Here is a 20796-nt window from a genome sequence, read left to right as displayed (position 1 = left end):
CGCGTCGATGAGTGGCCACGAGCGGCGGGACCGGCCGAGAAGTGCGCGTACCGCTCAGCCGGCCGAAGGCCGTGGGGCCGCGTCGCCTCGCACGCCCGACGCGGCGCCGAACCCTGAGGGCATCCGGGGCAGGCGCTCGAGGGGCGTGAGGTCGACCTGGCGCGCGGTGGCCACCAGCGCGCGCACCGTCACCGACTCGGGCTCCCGACGGCAGGTCACGAGGCCGATCTCGACTGCTCGCGAGGGCTCGGCCATGGGGACCGCACGCACCCCGGGCGGCACACCGAGTGCGTGGACGAAGGCCAGCGGGACGATCCCGGCCCAGCGCCCTGGGACCACGTGGGCGATCAGCGAGGCGAACGAGTCGGTCTCCACCCTTGCCACCGGTTCGGCCCCGACGTCGGCGAAGAGGGCGTCGAGGGTACGCCTGCCCCGCATGGCAGGCGTGAGCAGACACAGCGGAAGCGCCGCCGCCTCGGCCCAGGACACCGTCTCGCCGCCGATCGGGGCCCAGGACGCATCGCTGAGCAGGACGTACTTCTCCTGGTACAGCGACACCACCTGGAACGCGGCGCGTACCTCGTCGTCCAGGTAGGTCAGAGCCGCGTCGACGGAGAAGTCCCTGAGCCTCGTCAGAATCTCTATCGACGTCAGGTCGGCCATGACATGCGCGGTGAGCAGCGGGTGCCGGGTGCACAGCGGATCCACCAGGCGCGGTACGGCGGTGGCGGCGCTGGGCACGGTGGCTATCCGGATCCGGCCGTCGAGGCCCGTCCGCATGGCGGCGACCTCGTCCTGCAGAGCGTCCCGGTCGGCCAGGATCTGGCGCGCCCATACGACGACGCGTTCGCCCTCGGCGGTCAGGCCGTCGAAGCGGCGTCCCCGTTGGATGAGCGGGACTTCGAGTTCCTCTTCCAGCTTGCGGATGGCCTCGGACAGGGAGGGCTGGGACACCCCGCAGCTCTGTGCGGCGTGGGCGAAGTGCCGCTCCCGCGCCAGAGCGACCAGGTATTCGAGCTGCCGGAAGAGCACGGGCTGAACACCTCTCGCCATGTGAGATCCCGGTCGGGCTCATTGTGGCATCTCAGTCCGGTGGCCGATCGGCGCATGCGCAGCACCCGTCGGCGCGCGGTCACCCGGCCCATGCCACCGGCTCCAGACGCACCACGATGCCCTTGGAAGTGGGGCAGTTGCTGATGTCGGCGACGCTGTCCAGGGGGACCAGCACGTTGGTCTCCGGGTAGTAGGCGGCGGCCGAACCGCGAGAGGTGGGGTAGGGCACCAGCCGGAACGACTCGGCCCGGCGCTCGCTGCCGTCGTGCCACACGCTGACCAGGTCCACCATCTGCATTCCGTTCAGGCCCAGTTCGCTGATGTCCTCGGGATGGACCAGGACCACCCGGCGGCCGTTGTGGATACCGCGGTAGCGGTCGTTCATCGCGTACGGGATGGTGTTCCACTGGTCGTGTGACCGCATGGACTGCAGGATGAGATACCCCTCGGGCGGCCGCAGCATCTCGAAGTCGTTGCAGGTGAAGACGGCCTTGCCGGTCGGGGTGCGGAAGGTCAGTGAGTTGACCGGGTTGGGCAGCTGGAAGCCGTCGGGCTCGGCGACGCGCTCGTTGAAGTCCTCGAATCCCGGGATGACACGCGAGATGCGGTCCCGGACGGTGCCGTAGTCCGCCTCGAAGTCCTCCCAGGGGATCTCCGGGGAGTGGCCGAGGGTGCTGCGGGCCAGCCTCGAGATGATCGCCACTTCGCTCAACAGGCCGTCCGAGGCCGGGGTGAGCCGTCCTCGGGAGGCATGGACCATGCTCATGGAGTCCTCGACCGTGATGAACTGCTCGCCGCCGGCCTGGATGTCGCGGTCACTGCGGCCCAGGGTGGGCAGGATCAGCGCGGTCTCGCCGCAGACGGTGTGGGAGCGGTTGAGCTTGGTGGAGATGTGGGCCGTCAGCCGGCAGCGGCGCATGGCCTGCTCGGTCACCTCGCTGTCCGGGGTTGCCCGGACGAAGTTGCCGGCCACGCCCAGGAAGAACGTCGCTTTGCCGTCGCGCATGGCACGAATGGCGTTGACGGAGTCGTAGCCGCGCTTCGTGGGCGGGGTGAAGCCGAACTCCCGTCCCAGCGCGTCGAGGTAGCTCTGCGGCATCTGCTCCCACACCCCCATGGTGCGGTCGCCCTGGACGTTGCTGTGACCGCGAACGGGACATACACCGGCTCCGGGTTTACCGAGGTTGCCCCGCAGCATGAGGAAGTTGACGATCTCACGGATGGTGGGCACGCCGTGCTTCTGCTGGGTGACGCCCATCGCCCAGCAGACGATGACGCTCTTGGCCTTCAGGACCCGCTCGTGGACCTCCTCGATCTCCTCGCGGGTGAGACCGGTGGCCGCGAGGACATCCTCCCAGGAGGTCTTGCGCGCGTGTTCGGCGAAGGCTTCGAAGCCGCTGCAGTTCTTCTGGATGAAGTCGTGGTCCAGTACGGCGCCAGGGGCTGCGTCCTCGGCCTCGAGCAGCAGCAGGTTGAGGGCCTGGAAGAGGGCGAGGTCGCCGCCGGCGCGGATGTGGAGGAACTGGTCCGCGATGACCGTGCCCCGGCCGACCACGCCGCGGGGCCGCTGCGGGTGCTTGAACCGCATCAGCCCGGCTTCGGGAAGCGTGTTGACGGCGACGACGCTCCCGCCGTTGCGCTTGGTCTCCTCCAGGGCCGACAGCATGCGCGGGTGGTTCGTACCGGGGTTCTGACCGACGACGAAGATCAGATCGGCCTGGTGGATGTCGTCCAGACTCACGCTGCCCTTGCCGATGCCGAGGGTCTCCATCAGCGCTGAACCGCTGGACTCGTGGCACATGTTGCTGCAGTCCGGCAGATTGTTGGTGCCGTAGGCGCGGGCGAAGAGCTGGAGCAGGAAGGCCGCCTCGTTGTTGAGCCGGCCTGAGGTGTAGAACAGGGCCTCGTCCGGAGAGCCCAGGCCGCGCAGCTCCTCGGCCATCAGGGAGAGGGCGGCGTCCCACTCGATGGGCTCGTAGTGTTCCGATCCGGGCCGCTTGACCATCGGCTCGGTCAGCCGGCCCTGCTGGTTGAGCCAGTAGTCGGACTTACGGCCCAGTTCCTCGACGGTGTACTGCTCGAAGAACTCACGGCGCACGCGCCGTGAGGTCGCCTCGTCGTTGATGTGCTTGGCGCCGTTCTCGCAGTACTCGTTCATGTGCCGCTTGCCGGGCTCCGGCCAGGCGCAGCCGGGGCAGTCGATGCCCTTGGCCTGGTTGATGTTCAGCAGGGTCAGCATCGTCCTGCGGGGCGACGTCTGGCTCAGCGAGTACTGCAGGGCGTGGGCGACCGCGGGGACGCCGGTCGCCCAGGTCTTGGGCGGCGTAATCTCCAAGCGATCGTCAGTGGGGTCTTCCAGAGCACCCATGATGCGGCCTGCCTTCCCGGCTTCCGACCCGAAGAAACCGACGTGAATGCATTTCTCCCGGAGAAACTAAACCCGCCCCGGAAACGCCGTCAAAGAGGCCTCCCCTTTCCCCTGATAGGCACCGCCGATGAAACCACATTTCGTCCGTGAAGCCGCGTAGACCTCACCACCGCACGCTTTCTTGACTTTCTCACCGGAAAGACTCCAGGCTCTTTGTTCATGGAGAGCCGCTCGCCGTATTCCGCCGCACTGCACGCCGTGCGCCGCCGCTCCGGACGGGCACGGCGGCGCACGCCTCGTCGACGGGTTCGACCGGGTCCACACCGATCCGCGGCTCTCCGTGACCGACCGGTGCGACCTCCGGCGCTCGTACTGCACGCCGACCGAAGAGCTGGATCCGCTTTTCCGTGACAGGCCCCTGACCGACGACGAGATCCACCGTCTCGCGCGCATCGCGGTCGCCCGACTCGGCTTTCGACCCATTCGGATCACCGGAGGCGAACCGCTGGTCAAGGGCGCTGCCTTCCGGAATAGATCGGCCGCCTTTCCGGCATTTCCCCCTCGGGCGGACGAATACCTGAAACCCCTGAAGGAGTCGCGACCATGCCCGTGCAGCACGCCACCCCCATGGGCCGGCAGGAGGCCACCGGCACAGCACACGTCTCCTGGGAGCAGGCCCGCTCCAGTGCCAGGACGGCCGCCACGCCCCTGCCGCCGGTCATCCGCTCGCTGTCCGGCGCAATCGGGCATGCTCTGGCCGCTCCCCTGACAGCACTGACGGATCTCCCCGCTTTCGACACCTCGGCCATGGACGGCTGGGCCGTGTGCGGGTCCGGTCCCTGGAAGGTGCTCGAAGGCCGCGTCCTGGCCGGCGAACTGCCCGCGCCCCTGCACGCGGGAACCGCCGTAGGCATCGCCACCGGTGCCCCTGTTCCCGCAGGCACGACCGCCGTCCTGCGCCGGGAGCGCGGTGTCGAGGCCGATGGTCTCGTTCATTGCGCCCATCCGCTGCCGCGGGGCCAGGACATCCGCCCTCGCGGCCAGGAATGCGTCGCGGGGGCCATGCTCCTCGAGGCCGGCTCAACGGTCACGCCGGCGGTCGTGGGGGCGGCTGCGGCAGCCGGACACGACCATCTGCGCGTCCACCGGCAGCCGACGGTTCAGCTGCTCGTGACGGGTGGCGAGCTGGTCAGTTCGGGACTTCCCGCCCAGGGGCGTGTGCGTGACGCACTCAGCCCCATGCTGGCTCCCTCGCTGCGTGCCTGTGGTGCCCGGCTGTCGGGACAACGTCTGACCGGCGACGAAGCCGCACCGCTGCGGGAGCAGTTGCAGCGCTCGTCGGCCGACGTCGTCATCACCACGGGAGGAACGTCCGTCGGCCCGACCGACCTTCTCCATGAGCTGCTGAGCGAGGTGGGCGCGCGTGTGATCGTGGACTCCGTCGCCGTCAGGCCCGGGCATCCCATGCTGCTGGCCGAGCTCCCGCCGGCCACCGACGGGATCGGGCGGTGGCTCGTCGGACTGCCCGGCAACCCGCTCGCCGCCGTCGCCGGGATGGTGACGCTCGCGGTTCCCCTGCTGCCCCGCCTCGGCGGCCATCCGCAGACCGCCCCTGACATCTGTGCCGCGGCCACGCCGATCCACGGCCACGCGCACGACGTCCGCCTGGTCCCGGTGAAGGTCGAAGCCGGACGTGCCGCGGCCCTCGCGTTCGACGGCTCGGCCATGCTCCGGGGCATCGCGGCGGCCGACGGCCTGGCGGTCGTACCGCCCGGCGGCACCACAACCGGCTCCTTGGTGGAGGTGCTCCCGCTTCCCCGATGAGCCCCGCCCCAGCCGCGTCCGCCCCCGCCGGGCAGGCCTCGGGCGGCGACATCGGGCAGCCCGGCAGGCGAGGAAGACATGCACCGCGAACGGGACAACCATGCCGGCAGGTAATGGAAGGGAGGATGACCACGGCAGCGACGTGCGGTCTCCGTCACACCGCGTTCCCCCGCAAGCGCCCGGCTTTCGGCAAAAGGCGCACGTCAAAGACGTTCAATTCTCCAGATTCATGGATCGTGGGAAACTGAGGCATTGGACTCATGTCTGGCTCCCCCCGACTCTGGTCACATCGGACGACGGAGACCAAAGGAAGCCGATCATGGCAACGAAGTGGAACAGCACGGAGCGACAACTGGAGACGAAGGCCCGGGGGCGTGCCGTGCTGGCCGATCCCCGGCTGAACCGGGGAACGGCGTTCACTGAGGAGGAGCGGCGGGAGCTGGGCCTGGTGGGCTTGATTCCGCCGCAGGTGCTGACCCAGGACCAGCAGGCGGCCCGCGCCTACCAGCAGTACGAGGCGCAGCCGACCGACCTGGCCAAGAACGTCTACCTCACGGCACTGCACGACCGTAACCAGGTGCTCTTCCACCGGCTGCTCAGCGACCACCTCGCCGAGATGCTGCCCGTCGTCTACACCCCCACCGTCGGCACCGCCATCGAGCGCTACAGCTACGAGTACCGCCGCCCCGCCGGCGTCTATCTGTCGGTCGACGCGCCCGAGGACATCGAGGGTGCGCTGAAGGCCACGGGGCTCGGTCCGGACGACCTGGACCTGATCGTGGCCACCGACGGCGAGGCGATCCTCGGCATCGGCGACTGGGGCGTGGGCGGCATCGACATCGCGGTCGGCAAGCTCGCCGTCTACACCGCCGCCGCAGGCATCCACCCGAACCGCACCCTGGCGGTCATGCTGGACGTCGGCACCGACCGCAAGGAACTCCTCGAAGACCCGCTGTACCTGGGCAACCGGCACGAACGCGTCGACCGGGCCACCTACGACGCCTTCATCGACGCCTACGTCACCGCCGCCACGAAGCTGTTCCCGGGCGCCATGCTGCACTGGGAGGACTTCGGCCCGGCCAACGCCCGCCGCATCCTGGACCGCTACCGGGAGAAGGTCCTCACCTTCAACGACGACGTCCAGGGCACCGGCGCCGTCAACCTCGCCGCGGTGCTCGCCGGCGTCAGGGCCGGCGGTGTCCCGCTGAGCGATCACCGCATCGTCGTCTTCGGCGCCGGAACCGCCGGCATCGGCATCGCCGACCAGCTCCACGACGCGCTCGTCGCCGAAGGCCTCTCATCGCAGCAGGCCGCCTCCCGTATCTGGGCCGTCGACCGGCACGGCCTGCTCACCCAGGGCCAGGACGGCATACGCGACTTCCAGATCCGTTACGCCCGCCACTCCTCCGAGGTCGCCGACTGGCAACGGGACGACGCGGGGGGCGGCATCCCGCTGGCCGAGGTCGTCAGGCGGGTGCGCCCGACCATCCTGATCGGCACCTCCGGACAGGGCGGCGCCTTCACCGAAGAGATCGTGCGCACCATGGCCGCGCACACCCGCCGCCCGATCATCCTGCCCATGTCCAACCCGACCCGGCTGGCCGAGGCCGTCCCCGGCGACCTACTCGCCTGGACCGACGGCCGCGCGTTGATCGCCACCGGCAGCCCCTTCGCCGCGGTCGAGCACCAGGGCGTGACCTACCGGATCGGGCAGGCGAACAACGCACTCGTCTTCCCCGGCCTGGGCCTGGGCGTCATCGTCGCCGGCGCCGACCGCGTCACCGACCGGATGCTGGTCGCGGCCGCCCACGCCGTCGCCCGGCGGACCGACGCCACCGCCCCCGGCGCCCCGATCCTCCCCCTCATCGACCAGCTGCACGAGACCTCGGTCGCCGTGGCGGTCGCCGTGGCCTGGGCCGCAGCCCACGACGGCGTGGCCCGCGAAACGGTCGACGACACGATCGAGGAGCGCGTCCGCGCCGCCATGTGGCAGCCGGTCTACCCGCCGGTGAAGGCCGTGTGACACTCCGGCCAGAAGGCCATCGGCCTCGCCCTCGTCGGCCTCGCCGTCGTCGGCCTCGTCCCCCCGCCCATCGCCCTTCCACCCATCGTCAACCCGGTCGGATACTCCGTCCCGAAGTGTTCTGCATCCGGTCTCACTCGGGCCCCGGCGCAGGCGTCTTGGTCACCCGGACGACAAGCTGGGTACCCGGGCACCACCCGCCAGCGCACCGTGAAAGGCAGACAGCCGCGTGACACCGGCAGTACGCACACGCCCCGACCACGAACCGGGAAGGCTTGCGCCGACCCGGCTGCGTCGCGCCGTCCGCCCGCTGCTCGCCTCGTTGCCCGTCGCTGCGGCGGTGCGAGGAGCCGTCGCACTCGCCCTGCCGCTGCTCGTCGGCGTGTTCACGGGATGGGTGATCCCTTCTGTGATCGCGGCGATCGGTGCCCTGTGGGGCGTGGGCCAGGACGGTTCCGACCCCTACCGGTCGCGCGTCCTGCGGTTCGTCGCGCTGGGCCTGGCCGCGACAGTCGGCATGACCGCCGGTGAAGTCGCCCTGCGCAGCGGGCAGTCGACAGCCGTGGCGGCCTGCCTGGGCGTGACCGCGCTGGTCGCCGGCGCGTTCAGCCTGCGCGGACGGGTGGCGTCGGTGGCCGGCATGCATCTCCTGCTCGGCGCCACGATCGGCAGCGGCATCCCGGTGCCGGGACCCTGGTGGCAGGCACCCCTCGCGCTCCTCGCCGGCGTCGGCCTCGTTCTCGTCCTGTCCGCGACCCCGTGGCTGTGGCGGCGCCACCACGTCGAGCGGGCCGCCTTGTTCGCCGTGTACCGTGCGGCGTCCGATGCGCTGGGGGCGGCCGGTACCTCCGGTGCCGCTGATGCCCGGCGGCGGCTCACGGACGCCCTCGACAACGCCCAGCACGTCATGGGCCGCTATCGGACGCCCCGTCAACGTCCGGCGTCGGACGCACGGGTCGACGGTCTGGTCACTGCGTTCCACCTCGCCGTGCGGCTGGCCGAGGCGGTGACCACACTCCTGTGGGAGGGGCGCCGACTCCCGGCCGTGGTGACGAGCGTGCCCATGCTGATGGCCGTACGCCTGCTGCCGGGCCGCCAGGACGGGACCGTGCCCGGACTGCCGGACCGCAAAGACGGGACCGTACCCGGGCTGCCGGACCTCGAGGCGGACTCGCCGGGCCTGCGTGCCCTCGCGCACGTGTACGCGACGGCCGACGGCGAACGGATCGACGACGCGGCCCTGCATGTCGCGGCCTCTCCACGCCCGGGCCGGTCGGTACACCTGCGGTACGCCGTCCTGCTCGCGGGCTGCGTGCTCGCCGCGCAGGTGTGTGCCGAACTGCTGCACGGTCCGCGCAGCTACTGGCTGCCCATGACCGTCGTCTTCGTCTACAAGCCGGACTTCGGCCCCGTGTTCCGCCGGGCGCTGCACCGCTGTGTCGGCACGGTCGTCGGCGTGGCCGCCATCGGCGCGGTGTCGCTGCCGGCACACAGCACGTACGCATTGATCGGCGAGGTGGCGTTCTTCGGCGCTCTCATGGCCGTCGGCGTACGCCACCACTACGCGCTCGCCACAACGGGGCTGACCGCCGTCGTCTTCGTCCTCGTCGACCTGCTCGGTGACCACCGGTCGCTGTACGGGCCGCGCATCCTGGACACGGCACTCGCCGCGGCCATCGTCCTCGTCATCCATTTCGCCGTCTGGCGCGACTCCGCCACGAGCCGCGCGGACATCCAGACCGAGGCCGCTCTGGCCGCCGCCTCGCGCTACCGCGACCTCTCCCCCGGCGTCACCTCTGCCGAGCGCCAGGCCCTGCGCCGCACCGCCTACCGGCAGTTGGCCGACGCACGCAGGGCCGCCGCCCATGCCCGCCGCGAACCGGTTCGGCACGGCCGGACTCAGCCGGACTGGGAGGAGACCATCACGACGGCGGAACAGCTGTGCGACGCCGTGACCGCCCGCTCTCTCGACGCCGGTCCCTAGTCATGCCCTCACCGCCTGAATACTCCTCAATCAATGTGATGCGAGAATAGGGGGATGGAACTCCAGGTACTTCGTTCCTTCCAGGCCGTGGCCGAAGGCACGACGGTGACCGAAGCCGCGGCGGAAGCACGCATCACCCAGCCCGCCCTGTCGCGGGCCCTGAACCGGCTGGAGGAGGAGGTCGGCGCGGAGCTCTTCCAGCGCGTCGGCCGCGTCCTCCAACTCACCCCCGCGGGACGGGTGTTCAAGGAGTACGCCGATGCCGTGCTGGACAGCTACGACCGCGGCCTTAGGGCCGTCGCCGAGGTCGTCGATCCCGATGCGGGGATCGTGTCCCTCGCCTTTCTGCACACCCTCGGCACCTGGCTGGTCCCGAGGCTGGTCACCGGTTTCCGCGAGTCCTCTCCCCAGATCCAGTTCGAGCTCCACCAGAACGACGAGATCAGCCTGACCCAGCACCTCCTCGACTCCACCGCGGACCTGATCATCACCGGCAAGGACCCTGCTCACCCCCTGATCACCTGGCGCCGCCTGCTGGTCGAACCCCTCTGGCTCGCCGTCCCCGCCCGACACCGCATGGCCCAACGCCACCGGATCCGCCTCGCGGAGGTCGCCGAGGAACCGTTCATCGTGCTCAAGCCCGGCTACGGGTTGCGCAGCGTCACCGAAACCCTGTGCCGCCAGGCCGGCTTCTCCCCGCTGGTCGGCTTCGAGGGCGAGGAGGTCGAGACCCTGCGCGGCCTGGTCGCGGCCGGCCTCGGCGTCTCCCTGATTCCCGCCTCGTCCGGCACCACCGCGCCGGAGGCCAACCCAGACCTGCCCATCCGCTATCTCAAGGTGACCGACGTGCCTGCCACCCGCGACATCGGCATCGCCTGGCTGGCCTCCCGGACCCTTCCACCGGCGCCCCGGCGCTTCATGGACCACGCCCTGGAGGCGACGGCCGGCAGTCGCACATCGACCGCGGCCGACTCATGACGGACTCGAGCAGCATGGGCGTCGCGGGCCCCGTGGGATCCGTTGTCAGAGGGATGTGCCAAGGTCTGGGCATGCTCGAGATCGTGGTGGAGACGGAGAGTTGGCAGCGGCACGTGCGTGTGTCGGCCGAGGAACTGGCCGGGCGGCCGCGCCGCCTGTGCGGCACTGTGGGCCGACGAACCTGACGGCTCCATTGCCCACCGGGGACCCGCCGCGGAATGGTCCCCCGCAGGAGTCAGCCGCGGGAGTCCGGTTCAGCCGGCCTCGCTGTGAGATGTCGTATGACGCCCATCCGCATGCTCGTCGTGGATGAGCAGGACCAGGCACAGGGCCGAAAGACCGGCGGGAACCCACACCGCATGCGTGCCTCAGGTATCTCACTCATGGAAAGCGACCGCACTTCGGCGAGCGCCCGGTGGCAGGTGCGCCCGGTTGACGTTCGAATGACCGGTTTGACTTGCTGTGCACGCGTGGGAGGCTGGAGAGACCTGAACCGGCAGGGCGAGCACCGGACACGGCGCGGCCGGACGAAGCCGAGGCCGATGATGCCGGGCGCCCGACCTCTTGTGTCACTGACCGTGTGCGGCGCGGCGACTACTCGCGGGCGTTCCTTCTGCGAGAGGACACGCGATGAAGGGCACAGCCGACTTCACGCGGTGGCTCATGGGCCACGTCGGGGAGCTGAACCGTTTGGGGGATCTCGCTCGCTCCATCGCGAGTGACCCTCGATGGCCCACGGCGGGGAGTCTCGAGACGTACCGGGACTATCTGGAGGACGGCGGAGCGCCTCCGGAGCTGATCGACACTTTGCGTAAGGCCTGGGCAGAGTTCCAGTCCCTGCCTCAGTGAGGACGCCGAAGGCAGGGCAGTTCTGTGAGCGCAGCGCACCAAGCCGACCATCGTCCGACTCGGCAGTGGCACACCACCGCCCTGGAGTGGTGAGCGGACATGCTCGGCATCGCGCGCCGCGGCACGCGGCCGACGGCTCGTCTCTTCCCCACCCGCCTGGGAAGGGACCAGTGGCAGGGGATGTGGCGGCTCGGCCCTTTCCACTGGCACGAACTCGCGTACGGCAGGGCTCTTCGGGTCGCGGTGGGTGTGGCGGTGCCGCTCGTCGCGGGCGCGCTGACCGGGCGCCTGGACTATGGGGCCTTCGCGTCGCTGGGCGCCCTGCCCGCGGGGTTCGCCTCGTTCCAGGGGATGGCCCGCACGCGTGTCCTCGCTGTGGCGGCGGCCAGCGCGGGGATGGCGGTGTCCACGTTCGTGGGCGGCTTCGTTGCGGAATCGGCCCCCTGGTTGCTGGTGCCTGTGGTGGCCCTGTGGGGCTATGTGACCGGGCTGGCCGTCTCTCTGGGGCAGTGGGTGAGCGTGGCGGTCCTCCAGTGGCCTGTGGCACTCCTGGTTGCGGTCGGCATCCCGCAGAGTGCTTCGGGGTCCGCGCTGCGCGCCGGTCTGGTGCTGGCCGGGGGGCTGTTCCAGTGCGCGCTGGTCGCCGTCTCCTGGACGGTGCGGCCCGGCGCCGTCGAGCGGGCCGCACTCGCCGAGTCCTACCGCAGCCTGTCCACCTACGCCGCCTGCCTGGCCGCCGGCAACGCAGGTCCACCGCCACCAGCCGCCTTCGCTGCCACCGGGGTCGTCGCCGACCCCAATCCGCTGCTCCCGGAGGCCGTACGTGCGAATGCGCTCAACCTGCTGGAGCAGGCCGAGCGCATTCGCGCCTCACTCGCGGCGCTGGCCGCGCACACGGCCGACGCCCCTCGTGGGGCCGCCGCCCGACGCTTCGCCGCCCGCACCGCCCGGGCCCTTGACGGCATCGCCGACGCGCTGGACGCCAGACCGGAAGACCGTGCCCCACCTGTACGGATGCCGGACAGGGAATCCGCCGCAGAGGCCGCCGCCGGCGACAGCGGCTGGCAGTGGGCTGCCGAGGCGCTCCTGGGTCAGCTGCGGGCCGTGGACCGCATCCTGGATCAGGCGGGTACGGAGAACGTACCCGCCGTGCACCCCGGATCCGGGTCGCAGGGACGGCCCGCTCCCGGGAGGAGCGTGGAGTGGACCGCCCTGACGGTGCGGGCCAACCTCACTGCGGCCGGTGAGACGGGGCGACACGCACTCCGCCTGGCGGCAGTGACCGGCGTCGCCGAGCTCGTGGTCCAGGCCGGCGGTCTCTACGAGGGCAGATGGGTCGTCCTGACGATCTTTCTGGTGCTCAAGCCGGACTTCGCCTCGACGCTGTCCCGGAGCGTTCACAGAGCGGTGGGCACGGCCGTCGGAGCCGGTCTGGGCGCGGCCGCGGTGACCTTGGCACGCCCAGACGACAGCGGGCTGATCGTCGCGGCCACCATCGCCGTCGCGGCGGCCTACGCGTTGTTCGACGTGAACTACCTGCTCTTCAGCGTCTCCCTCACCGTCTTCATCGTGGTCCTGCTGGACATCCTCGGGCTGCCGGCAGACGCCACCGCCACCGCCCGCCTGGCCAACACCGCTGTCGGGGCGGCGTTCGCGATCATCGCCTACACGTTGTGGCCCACCTGGGAGGGTCTCTCGGCGCAGCAGAAGTTCACCCGGCTGCTGACCTCCCACAGCCGGTACGCCATCTGTCTGCTCCAGCAGCTCGCCCACCCCGCACAGCTCGACCCCGCCAAGCTCCACGTCCTGCAGACCGCGGCCCGCCGTGCCCGCACCGACGCCGAGGCGTCCACGGTGCGCTTGACGGCCGAGCCTCCGCAGCCGCCCCTCACCCCGGCCGTCGCCCGGACCCTGGTCGCCGTGGTCATGCGCCTGGCGCATGCGGAGCTCGCCTTGCATGCCTTGGTCGTCCAGCGCCCCGCAGCCGTCCAACGCGAAGAGCGCCAGGACGACGGCCGCCGCACCCCGCTGGACGCCCTGGGCGCCGCCCTCGGTACGACGCTGGAGACGCTGGCCGGGTCGCTGGTCACCCTCGACACGCCGCGCGGCCTTCCTCCCCTGCGCAGGCTTCAGGCGGCACTGCGCGACCAGCCACTGCCGGCCGGTCATCACACCGTCGTCCTCACGGACTGTCTGGTCGACGCCACGGACACGCTCACCGACGTGGTGCGCCGGCTGGTCGAGGATCAAGCGGCCCAAGGGCGAGGCCGCGCACCGTAGAGGAGCGAAGTCGCGCGACCGCTGCCCGGTGGCTAGCCTGAAATGGCGCTGCTTTGCAGGGAGCGCCGTGAGCGTCCGGTCCCCGTGCAGGGCTGGTGCCCATGCGGGCCCCTGCCTCCAGGTGCTGCGTGCCGCACAACACCCCCACCGGCCGCACAACCCCTTATCTCGCCGTCGGGGCTGCACCGGTCGCGCGCCGGGACGCCCAGGAGAGGTCGAACGGTGCGTGTAGCTCTCATGGTTCCGTGCTACGTCGACGCGTTCTATCCGCAGGTCGGCGTGGCCACGCTGGAACTGCTGGAAAAGCTGGGCGTTGACGTCGACTACCCGTTCGACCAGACGTGTTGCGGGCAGCCGATGGCCAACAGCGGCGCCTACCGGGAAGCGAAGGCCACCGAGGAACTGTTCGTCCGGAACTTCTCCGGATACGAGTACGTCGTGGCGCCGTCGGGAAGTTGCGTGCACCACATCCGCAACAAGTTCACCGCGGCCGACGACACGCCCGAGCGCCGGCACGTCCGGGCCCACGTATGGGACCTTCCGGAGTTCCTCTGCGACGTACTGAAGGTCGAGCACTTCCCGTGGGCCGAGTTTCCCCATGAAGTCGCGCTGCACGTCAGCTGCTCGGCGATCCGCGGACTCGACGAGCAGGCGATGAGCGAACGGCCCAACGACCCATGGTTCTCCAAGCCCAGAAAGCTGCTGGAGTCGGTCAAGGGCGTCACCGTGAGCGACTTCGACCGGCCCGACGAATGCTGCGGCTTCGGCGGGACGTTCGCCGTCACCGAGGAGGCGGTCTCCGTCGCCATGGGCAACGACAAGCTGGAACGCATCGGCGCCTCCGGCGCCCGCTACATCGTCTCCCCCGACATGTCCTGCCTGATGCACCTTCAGGGTTGCGCACACCGCAACCGCGACGAGTTCCGCTTCCTGCACCTGGCGCAGGTACTGAACGGAGACGCCGAATGAAAGCGGTGGACCAGGCACACAACGCCCTCGCGTTCCTTGAGGACGAGCCTCACGAGCGTGCCTTCGACGAGCTGATCTGGGGCCTGCGCGAACGGCGCGACACGGCGGCCAAAGAGGTGCCCGAATGGGAGGAGCTGCGCGAACTCGCCTCGCGCATCAAGGAACACACCCTCACGAACCTCGCCCACTATCTGGAGGTGTTCGAGGAGCGCGCCACCCGCAACGGCGCACACGTCCACTGGGCACGGGACGCGCACGAGCACAACCAGATCGTCCACGAGATCCTGGACGCCCACCATGTGCGCAGCCTGGTGAAGTCCAAGTCGATGCTGACCGAGGAGTGCGACACCCGGGCCTTCCTGGAACGGCGCGGCATCCAGGTGACCGAGACGGACCTGGGCGAACGCATCCAGCAGGTCGACGACCAGCCGCCCAGCCATATCGTCGGCCCCGCCTTCCAGAAGACGACCGAGGACGTCGCCGTACTCTTCCACCGCGTCTTCGGCTCCGACGCCGCCAACGCCGACCCCGTCTACCTCGCCCGCGTGATGCGGGAGAACACCCGCCCTCTGATACTCGGCGCCGACGCGGGCATGACGGGTGCCAACTTCGCGGTGGCCCAGACCGGGGCGGTCGTCACGGTCACCAACGAGGGCAACGCCGACCTCTCCGGGAACGTACCGAGGTTGCGGATCTGCTCGGTGGGCATCGAGAAGATCGTCCCCGGCACCGAGGAACTCGCCGTCTTCATCCGGCTGCTCACCCGCAGCGCCACCGGAGAGCGCATCACCCAGTACACCTCGCACTTCGCCGGCCCCCGCGCCGACGGCGAGATGCATGTCGTGCTGGTCGACAACGGGCGTACCCAGCGGCTGGCCGACGAGCGGTTCTGGCCGTCGCTCAAGTGCATCCGCTGCGGGGCGTGCATGAACACCTGTCCGGTCTACCGGCGCAGCGGCGGACTCAGCTACGGGGCCACGTACATGGGCCCCATCGGCATCATCACCATGCCCATGGTCGACGTCCGCCGCTACCGCGAGCTGCCCTTCTCCTCGACCATCAACGGAAGTTGCTCGAACGTCTGCCCAGTGCAGATCAACATCCACGAGCAGATCTACCAGTGGCGCGAGGTGATGGACGCCGCCGGACAGCTCTCCACCACCAAGAAGGCGGCCATGAGAGTGGCGGGCGCGGTGCTCAGCCGCCCCGAGGCCTACCGGGCGGCCGCGGAAGTCGGCGGTGATGCGCTGAAGGTGCTGCCGCACTTCGCGCTCTACAACCGGCTCAACGCCTGGGGCCGGCGTCGCGACCTGCCGGAACCACCGGATGAGACCTTCCACGAGTGGTACGCCCGAAACCGTGGGCCGCATCCCGCCGACCACCCGGAACACGGCAGCGACGGGACCACAGGAGGCTGACCATGGCGGCACGCGAGGACATCCTGCAGGCCATCCGCAGCCACGGCCCCGCGCCGCGGGAACGGCCGAAGGTACCCGACTTCCGACGCGGGTCCGCCGACCTCGTCGGCCTCTTCACCGCCGCCCTCGAACGGCTCGACGGTTCCACGGTCACCGAGCCGCCCGTCGATCTGCAGCAGTGGACGACCGCGACATTCCCGCAGGCACGCCGCATCTGCTCCATTGCTCCCGAGGTGACCGGCACGGTCACCGTCGCGGAGTTCTCCGACTGGTCGGCTCCCTCCGACGTGGACGTCACGGTCGTGCGGACACCGCTCGGTGTCGCCGAGACCGGCTCGATCCTCCTCACCGAGAAGGAACTGGGCGTCAACACCATCGCCGTCCTGGCCGAGCACCTGGTCGTGCTGCTCGACCCGGCGGACATCGTCGAGAACATCCACATGGCCTACCGACACCCCGGCCTCCAGCAGACCGCCTACGCGGTACTGCTCTCCGGACCGTCCGGCTCCGCCGACATCGGCGGGGTCACCGTGCACCCCGCGCAGGGGGTCACCACGATGACGGTGGTTCTGGCAGCCCGCCACGGGAACTGAGACGGACACGCTGCACGCGTGACGTCACGCCTCCGGGGATTTTCCGATGCCGGGACGCCCGTGCACCGCGGGGCCGGGCTATGGACACGGGTCGGGTGGCGACGCCGGCCACGGCCGGGCGGGCCAGGGGGGAAGCGGCACGGCCGTATGGCACGCGACGAGGACCGCGATCTGAAGGTCGTGGTCCTCGCCAGCGTTCCGTCCGTCATCGAACGCAACCAGGCCGTCACTGGGAGTTCCACCCGGGCAGGCGCCAGTCCTCGCGGCTCTAATTTACTAACAACAGATTGAGCAGCCCAGACTGATAAGTCTATTGTAAGTATCTGTGAACGTTACAGAAGTCGGCCGCGATCTCGGCCACGACCTGAGCGACACCGCCCGACTCGCGTCCGACCTACGGCTCGCTGTGAGCCGCGTGACGCGGCGACTGCGACAGGCTCACGCCGTGGGGGACGTCTCGCTCTCCGCCGTGTCGGTACTCGCGCGACTCTCCTCCGACGGCCCCGACTCCCCCACCTCCCTCGCCGAGATGGAGCGTGTACGTCCGCAGGCGATGGCGAGCACGCTCGCCCTCCTGGAACAGCGTGGCTTTGTTCGCCGTACCCCCGACGCGACGGACGGGCGACGGAGCATCGTGGCGATCACCGAGGAAGGACAAGCCATGCTGGCGGAGCGACGCTCCGAGTCCGTGCACCGCCTCTCGGCCGCGCTCGACGAGTGCACCGCCGAGGAGCGCGCCACGCTCGCGTCCGCCCTGCCACTCCTCGACCGACTGGTGGAGCGACTGTGACCGTGCGCAGCACCCCTGACGGCAACCAGCACGGGAGCCGTCCCCGAGGCGGCCGCCCGTCCATGCTGAGTGCCCTGCGATCCGCGGGCGGGAAGGACGCACCGGCCGGCCCGAACTACAAGTGGGTCGCCCTGTCCAACACCACGCTCGGCGTGCTGATCGCGACGATGGACGCCTCCATCGTGATCATCTCGCTGCCGGCGATCTTCCGCGGCATCGGGCTGGACCCGCTCGCCCCGGGCAACATCGGCTACCTGCTCTGGATGATCCTGGGCTACCTGCTGGTCTCGGCCGTACTCGTGGTCGTCCTCGGCCGGCTCGGCGACATGTTCGGCCGGGTACGGATCTACAACATCGGCTTCCTCATCTTCGCCTGCGCCTCCGTCGCGCTGTCCCTGGACCCCTTCTGCGCGGGGGCGGGCGCCCTGTGGCTGATCCTGTGGCGGATCGTGCAGGCCTTCGGCGGTTCGATGCTGACCGCCAACTCGGCCGCCATCCTCACCGACGCCTTCCCGGCCCGCCAGCGCGGCATGGCCCTCGGCATCAACCAGATAACCGCGCTCGCGGGCCAGTTCCTCGGCCTCCTCGCGGGCGGACTGCTCGCCGCCGTCGACTGGCGCGCCGTGTTCTGGGTGAGCGTCCCGGTCAGCATCGCCGGCACCATCTGGTCGTACCTGAGCCTGCGGGAGACCGCAGCGGGCCGTCGTGGCCACATCGACTGGCTCGGCAACCTCACCTTCGCGGCGGGCGCCGGAATCCTGCTGGCCGGCATCACCTACGGGATCCAGCCCTATGGATCGAGCGCCACCGGCTGGGGAAACCCGTGGGTTCTCAGCGGCCTGATCGGCGGTGCCGTCCTGCTGCTGGTCTTCTGCTACGTCGAGACGCACATCGCCGAACCCATGTTCAACCTGGCCCTGTTCAAGCTGCGCGCGTTCGCGGCGGGCAATGTGGCCGCCCTGCTGACGGCGATCGCGCGCGGCGGGCTGCAGTTCATGCTCATCATCTGGCTGCAGGGCATCTGGCTGCCGCTGCACGGCTACGCGTTCGAGGACACCCCGTTGTGGGCCGGCATCTTCATGCTGCCGCTGACGCTGGGCTTCCTGATCGCGGGTCCCCTGTCCGGCTATCTGTCGGACAGATTCGGCGCCCGCATGTTCTCCACGGCCGGTCTGATCATCGTCGCGGCGTCCTTCTTCGGACTGCTCGTGCTGCCGATCAACTTCGACTACGGAGCGTTCGCCGCACTGCTCCTACTCAACGGGCTGGGTCAGGGCATGTTCTCCTCGCCGAACACGTCCTCCATCATGGGCAGCGTGCCCGCGGAGTACCGGGGTGTCGCGTCCGGTATGCGCTCCACCTTCCAGAACTCCGGTACCGCCCTGTCCATCGGTGTGTTCTTCTCCCTGATGGTCTCCGGCCTGGCCTCGTCGCTGCCGGCGGCACTGAGCAACGGACTCAAGGCGCACGGAGTCCCGGCCGGCGCGGCCGCGCATGCCGCGTCACTGCCACCGGTGAGCACGCTCTTCGCCACGTTCCTCGGCAACAACCCCATCGAGCACTTGCTCACATCCGACCCGAGCGTCCACCTCTCCGGGGCCCAGCGCGCCGCCCTGACGGGCCACACCTTCTTCCCGCAACTGGTCTCCGGCCCGTTCCACCACGGGCTGACCATCGTCTTCAGCGTCGCCGCGGGCATGGCCCTCGTCTCCGCCCTCGCCTCGGCCCTGCGCGGCAGCCACCGTCCCGCCCACGACACCCCGCCCAGCGGCAGGCAACCCGCCACGACCGGCACCCAGGAGACTGCGCAGCACTCCCGCAACACACCCTGACGGCGGCCGACCTGCCACACGCCCCCACCCCGGCCCGGCGCTTCGTCACCGCGCCGGGGTTCTTCTTCAAGGCCAAGGCCGCGGACGGAGCGCGAAAGAGGGCTCGACCAGGCCGCCTGAGGCAGTGGCTCATGTACCGCACTTGCCGTAGAGATCCTGGCGGCACCTCGGGCACGCCCGTCGCGGTCGGCCTCAGAGTGCTCCGCGCAACGCCACTCACGCACGGGCACACGCCCCTGACCGCCGCGGAGTTCGTCAACCCGCCAGACATTTCCTCACCCTGCGGAGGCGGGTTAGAGTCCGGTGGTGAGTTCGAACTTGCCTGATGCCCGTATCGACGCCGCCGCCCGCGCCTGGGGTGCCGCTCTGCGGCGCATCGCCGTCGCCGAACCGCGCGTACGCCAGGAGGCGGGGGCGAACGAGACGTACATGGTCGTCACCGGGAGCCCGACCTACAGCCTCAACGGTGTGTACGCCTTCGACCGCACGCCGGACGCAGCGCAGATAGAGCGTCTCGCGGCCCGCGCGGCCGACGCGGCCCGGTCCTTTCCCGGGACGCTGCCGTGGAGCGTGCAGGTGCGTTCGGACCCCGGCGACCGCGTCCGCGACGTGGCCCTGAGGCATGGACTCACCAAGCAGAGTCAAGAGCCCTTCATGGTGAGGGACCTGACGAGCGCCCCTCCGGTCCTCGGTGACGCGGGCGCGATGACGGTGCGCGCCATCTCGGGAGCGGAGCAGGACCTCTACGTACGCGCCCTCGCCGACGGCTTCGGAGTCCCGAAGGAGCTGTTCGCGCCGCTGTTCACTCCCCCGGTGCTGGACGCCGCCCCGGACGTCACCGCCTACGTCGGCGAGGTACGGGGGGAGGTGGTCAGCACAGCGATGACCGTTGTCACGGAGGGGCACGTCGGGATCTTCAACATCTCCACCAGTCCTGACCACCGTCGATGCGGTTACGGCGGGCGCATCACGGAGGAGGCGGTCGCCCGGGGGCATGCCGCCGGAGCCTCAACCGCCTACCTGCGGTCCAGCGACATGGGCCTCCCGGTCTACGCCTCGCTCGGCTTCACCGTGGCGGAGCACTGGACCTACTTCACGGACTAAGGGTTTGCAGGGAATCAAGGTGTTGCTTCTCGTCCTGAAGCTCGTTGGTGTGGTGTGCGCATCCCGGATGAGACTCGAGACCAACTCGTCGTGAAGTTTGCGGGGTTGCTTCCACATCTGGACGAGCGGCAGCGACGGCTGCTGATGGCTGCGGAGGCCCGAGGCCTGGGGCACGGCGGTGTTCGAGCCGTGGCGCAGGCCGCTGCGGTCAGCGAGACGACGGTCCACAAGGGCGTGTTGGAACTCAAGTCCGGTGAGGGGCCTCTGGGGCGGGTGCGGCGCCCGGGGGGGGGGGGGGGCCGCAAGCGGGTCGCGGATCTGAATCCGGGGCTGCGGCCGGCACTGTTGGCGCTGGTTGAGCCGGATGTGCGGGGTGACCCGACGTCTCCGCTGCGGTGGACGGTGAAGTCCACTCGCACGCTTGCGCAGGAGCTGACCCGGGCCGGGCACCGCGTCAGTGCCGACACCGTCGCCGACCTGCTGCGGGAGGAGGGGTTCAGTCTGCAGGCCAATGCCAAGACAATCGAGGGCAGCCAGCACCCGGACCGGGATGCCCCCTTCCGCTATCTCAACGAGCAGGCCCGCGATCACAGGGACGCCGGCCAGCCGGTCATCAGCGTGGACACCAAGAAGAAAGAGGTGCGACACGATGCTGCACGAGATGAGTGAATGCGCTGGTCAGAGGCTCGACGACTGACGTCGGCAGCGTGTTCCTGGCCAGTGCTCAAGGC

At 70.0% G+C, this 20796-nt stretch carries 14 protein-coding genes and 1 pseudogene; 13 read left to right on the top strand and 2 right to left on the bottom strand.

All coding sequences use genetic code 11. The features are described from left to right. Positions 1-54: 54 nt before the first annotated feature. Together ACWDA7_RS22280 and ACWDA7_RS22275 are read right to left on the bottom strand one after the other, a co-directional pair. Positions 55-1032: a LysR family transcriptional regulator gene (locus ACWDA7_RS22280; protein WP_450605978.1), complete on the bottom strand. Its 978-nt coding sequence runs from the start codon at positions 1030-1032 to the stop codon at positions 55-57. Positions 1033-1132: 100 nt separating this feature from the next. Continuing rightward, positions 1133-3421, bottom strand: a complete 2289-nt coding sequence (locus ACWDA7_RS22275) for an FdhF/YdeP family oxidoreductase (RefSeq protein WP_450605977.1) — start codon at positions 3419-3421, stop codon at positions 1133-1135. Between the two features lie 603 nt (positions 3422-4024). Here ACWDA7_RS22275 and ACWDA7_RS22270 point away from each other — a divergent pair. The 13 genes and pseudogenes from ACWDA7_RS22270 to ACWDA7_RS22210 form a co-directional block, all read left to right on the top strand. Next, positions 4025-5245, top strand: coding sequence for a molybdopterin molybdotransferase MoeA (locus ACWDA7_RS22270; RefSeq protein WP_450605976.1), 1221 nt, complete (start codon positions 4025-4027; stop codon positions 5243-5245). Positions 5246-5564: 319 nt separating this feature from the next. Continuing rightward, the gene (locus ACWDA7_RS22265; RefSeq protein WP_450605975.1) at positions 5565-7268 is read left to right on the top strand and encodes an NAD-dependent malic enzyme; all 1704 of its coding nucleotides are present in this window, start codon (positions 5565-5567) and stop codon (positions 7266-7268) included. Between the two features lie 229 nt (positions 7269-7497). Continuing rightward, the gene (locus ACWDA7_RS22260; protein WP_450605974.1) at positions 7498-9252 is read left to right on the top strand and encodes an FUSC family protein; all 1755 of its coding nucleotides are present in this window, start codon (positions 7498-7500) and stop codon (positions 9250-9252) included. A gap of 54 nt (positions 9253-9306) precedes the next feature. Continuing rightward, positions 9307-10230 (top strand): LysR family transcriptional regulator, encoded by a 924-nt coding sequence (locus tag ACWDA7_RS22255; RefSeq protein ID WP_450605973.1) that lies wholly within the window; start codon positions 9307-9309, stop codon positions 10228-10230. A gap of 630 nt (positions 10231-10860) precedes the next feature. After that, entirely contained in the window at positions 10861-11079 is a 219-nt protein-coding gene (locus ACWDA7_RS22250; RefSeq protein WP_432935109.1) for a YozE family protein, read from the top strand. Between the two features lie 99 nt (positions 11080-11178). Next, positions 11179-13359: an FUSC family protein gene (locus tag ACWDA7_RS22245; protein WP_450605972.1), complete on the top strand. Its 2181-nt coding sequence runs from the start codon at positions 11179-11181 to the stop codon at positions 13357-13359. Positions 13360-13581: 222 nt separating this feature from the next. Beyond that, complete coding sequence (locus ACWDA7_RS22240) at positions 13582-14328, top strand: (Fe-S)-binding protein (RefSeq protein WP_450605971.1); 747 nt, start codon at positions 13582-13584, stop codon at positions 14326-14328. After that, entirely contained in the window at positions 14325-15746 is a 1422-nt protein-coding gene (locus ACWDA7_RS22235) for a lactate utilization protein B (protein ID WP_450605970.1), read from the top strand. The genes ACWDA7_RS22240 and ACWDA7_RS22235 overlap by 4 nt, the downstream gene beginning before the upstream one ends. Before the next feature lie 2 nt (positions 15747-15748). Continuing rightward, positions 15749-16339 (top strand): LutC/YkgG family protein, encoded by a 591-nt coding sequence (locus tag ACWDA7_RS22230; RefSeq protein WP_450605969.1) that lies wholly within the window; start codon positions 15749-15751, stop codon positions 16337-16339. A gap of 325 nt (positions 16340-16664) precedes the next feature. Further along, positions 16665-17129 carry a MarR family winged helix-turn-helix transcriptional regulator gene (locus ACWDA7_RS22225; RefSeq protein WP_450605968.1) on the top strand — a complete coding sequence of 155 codons (465 nt, stop codon included), beginning with the start codon at positions 16665-16667 and terminating at the stop codon, positions 17127-17129. Positions 17130-17191: 62 nt separating this feature from the next. Beyond that, a complete protein-coding gene (locus tag ACWDA7_RS22220) occupies positions 17192-18961 on the top strand; it encodes an MFS transporter (RefSeq protein ID WP_450606004.1) in 1770 nt (589 codons plus the stop codon). A 306-nt stretch (positions 18962-19267) separates the two neighbouring features. Next, the gene (locus ACWDA7_RS22215) at positions 19268-20065 is read left to right on the top strand and encodes a GNAT family N-acetyltransferase (protein ID WP_450605967.1); all 798 of its coding nucleotides are present in this window, start codon (positions 19268-19270) and stop codon (positions 20063-20065) included. Between the two features lie 54 nt (positions 20066-20119). Then, positions 20120-20707, top strand: a pseudogene (locus ACWDA7_RS22210) (ISAzo13 family transposase); the annotation flags it as partial. Positions 20708-20796: the final 89 nt, after the last annotated feature.

It is taken from the genome of Streptomyces sp. NPDC001156, assembly GCF_053598275.1.
Note: the sequence above shows the minus strand (reverse complement) of the source record. Positions and strands in the feature narration are given on the sequence as shown.